The organism is Limisphaera ngatamarikiensis, from assembly GCF_011044775.1.
In the GTDB taxonomy this organism is placed as follows: Bacteria; Verrucomicrobiota; Verrucomicrobiia; order Limisphaerales; family Limisphaeraceae; genus Limisphaera; species Limisphaera ngatamarikiensis.
This window is the reverse complement of the sequence record NZ_JAAKYA010000030.1, coordinates 1-3,037: the sequence shown is the minus strand read 5'-3', so window position 1 is coordinate 3,037 and position 3,037 is coordinate 1. Positions and strand designations below refer to the sequence as shown.

Below are 3,037 nucleotides of genomic sequence, written 5' to 3'. Positions count from 1 at the left end.
GGCATATGAGGGCACTCCGATGGCGGCCAACGACCTTGCTTCCGACGAATCCTGCGCCAGCGCAATCGGCTGTCGCTGGCGCGCACGAGTCACCGGGACGGTCAAGGGGGAGCGCTACAAGATCAGTTACACCCGGGTGGAGCGCAAGGTGGCCGCCGGCAGGCAGAGCGAACACCGACGGCGGGTGGAGGCGGTGGTGGTGGCGCCGGGTCCGGAGTGGTGGTACCCCTCGGAGGCAGGAGCGGAGCTGTTGGCGGATCAATGGCCTCCGCCCGACTGCCCCAACGGCATCGGAGGCCATGCCAGTGTGGAACTGGTGGAGTTTGCCATCGAGCCCGCTGAAGAGAATCCCCCGCCGCCCGGCGGGGGAGGGCCCGGTGGTGGCGCGGGCGGTCCCGGCGGTCCGCCAAACAGGTCGTCCGGCGGGAGCTGTGCCGGATGCGGGACCGGAGAAGACGACTCCTGGCATGATCCGATCATTGAGCTGAGCATGGGGCGGGCTTCGGGCGGGGGCAGTGCCGGCAGCTTCGTGGGCGGCGGTTCGGCCGTACAACTGCTGGATGTTTACCAGTTGCAGTTCAGCGGACAGAGCGATGAGGGTGGGGTGGAGGTCCGGTTGGCGCCGGTGACCGAGAACATGGGCGGCCAGACGATTACCCGGACCAGCATTACCCAGGTGATTGCGCCGCAGGCCGTGGCCAACGTGGACCCTTTGCCCGCCGGCGCAGGGTACCAAATCAGTTTCTTCCGCACCAACGCCCTTACCTCTACACGCGACCCGGTGCTGGATCGTTACGAGCTCCAAGGGACCAACCAGTATTGGATTGTGACCTGGACGGTGGAAAATCCGGATGCCGGCGTTGCCACCAACCGCATCCGAATCCGGGAGATCCGCCCCGGGGCCGGGGAACGGCAATGGCTTTATACCCACCAGGCGGAGTCCGGGCAATGGAGCTTGTTGCTGCCCGACGGCGTGACGGAGCGGCGGTCGTGGCAGAGTTTCACCAACGCGCCCGATGGCGCGCCATTGCGCGTGGTGACGGTGCAATGGGGTCGGGCCGGGGGGCCGACAAACCATTTTGTGCAGCGAGTGTACCAGAGGTTTGGCTGGGGTGAGGGGCTGATTCGGGAGACGATCGGCTGGGGCAGTGACGCGCAAACCACCACCTACACCTATGACGCTCAGGGCTCGAACGCTTTTTCGGCCCAGTGGCCGCCGCTGCGGCGGACCGTGCGGGCCGACGGTAGCTGGGAGGAGGTGTTGGAGTACGACGCCAAAGCCCGGCCACTGAGGATCCGCCATGGCCGCCTGGATCAGGCCCCGAGCGACGCGCCGGCTTTTTGGCGCGAGGTGCAGTATCTGTACGAGCCGCTGGATCCGGCGGACGACGGGTCGGTGGAGCCGCGATCTCCTCGCACGGTGATCGAGCTTGTGAACGGGGTGGAGGTGGCGCGCACGTACACGGTGTACTCCCCCACGGGAACGGTCACCCTGCGGGTGGCGGTTCCGGGCCTGAGCTATGCCGGGGCCCGCACGAACAATCAAACCGAAAAGACCGTCACCCTGCGTGACCCGGTAACGGGGCGGATCACAGCCGTTCTTCACCCCGACGGCACCGCCACGGTGTACGAACGCGTCGAGACGGACGGGGAGGTCACCGAAATCACCTCCACTGGCGAGCCCAACGACACCAACCAGCCGACGGCCATCCTCAACGGCCGACGCTCCGTCGTCAGGAAGGGATCGCTCGGTCAGCTCTTGGTGGAGGAGACCTGGCAGATTGTTGCTGGGCAGACTAACCTCCTGGACTGTCGTGTGTACGGGGACTTTGACTCTTTCCACCGGTACCGGCGCGTGGATTACCTGGACCGTTCCTTCGAGACCTTCAGCTACGATTGCTGCGGTTTGGCGTCGCAGACGGACCGGGAGGGTCTGACCACCATCCACCTGTACGATGCGCTGCACCGGCCCATTGGCTACATCCGCAATGGCATCACCTGGTCGAACCTCCTGGATGCGGCGGGGCAGGTGCTGGTGCGCTACCGCACGGGCCGGGATGGCAGCACGGTGGTGCTGGAGGCCAACCAGTACGACACGGCCGGGCGTCTGGTGCGGCAAACCAATGCCCTGGGCGGGGTGACCACCTGGAGCTACGGTACCACGCCCGAGGGAGGCCGGCAGGTGACCCTCACCGATCCCCAGGGGGGCACGCGGGTGGAAAGCTACTACCGGGACGGCTCGCTCAAGAGCATCGGCGGCACGGCTGCCTTTCCGGAAAGCTACCTCTACGGGGCCACGGCGGGCAGGACCTGGACCCGCAGCATCAAGGGCGATTTCAACAGTCCGGAATGGGTGGAGACCTGGCGGGACATGCTGGGCCGGACGGTCCGCACCCGGTATGCTGACGGGGCGGAGAGTGTGCAGGACTACGACGCCGGGGGCCGCCTGGTGCGGAGCGTGGACCCGGACGGCGTGCAAACGCTCTACACTTACAGGGCGGATGGATCGCTGGAACTGACGGTGGTGGACCTGAACCGGAACGGTCAGGTGGACCCGAACTCGGACCGGGTGAGCCGACACCAACGGGACGTGGTGGTTGAGGGGGGCCGGGTCTGGGAGCGGACCCGGGTTTGGGAACTGGATGAGGCCAACAGGGAGGTGCTGGTGTCCGAGGAACGGGTCAGCCGGACAGCACCGGAGACGCGGGTCAGCCGGCGTTATGACCGGACGACCACCACCGCGGTGGTCCGGAATCCGGGCCAGCAACAGCGGTGGGTGACGGTGACGTATCCGGACGGGTCGGTGATGGAACAATGGTACACCAACGGGTTGCTGGCCCGGGTGCGCCGGTGGAGCGACACCAGCCGCAGCACGTTGCTGTCGCAGGTGGATTATGCCTACGACGCCCATGATCGGCAGCGACTGGTGGTGGACGCGCGCAACGGGGCCACCCTGTACACCTACAACGCGGCGGATCTGGTGGTGCAGACGGTGCAGCCGGACCCGGACGGTGCCGGGCCGCTGCGGCAGGGGACC

1 protein-coding gene is annotated in these 3,037 nt (G+C 66.9%); it reads left to right on the top strand.

Annotated features, from left to right (window positions below):
- Positions 1-19 precede the first annotated feature (19 nt).
- Positions 20-3,037: RHS repeat domain-containing protein (locus G4L39_RS05225; protein ID WP_165106458.1), on the top strand; the 3,018-nt coding region annotated here is incomplete at its 3' end.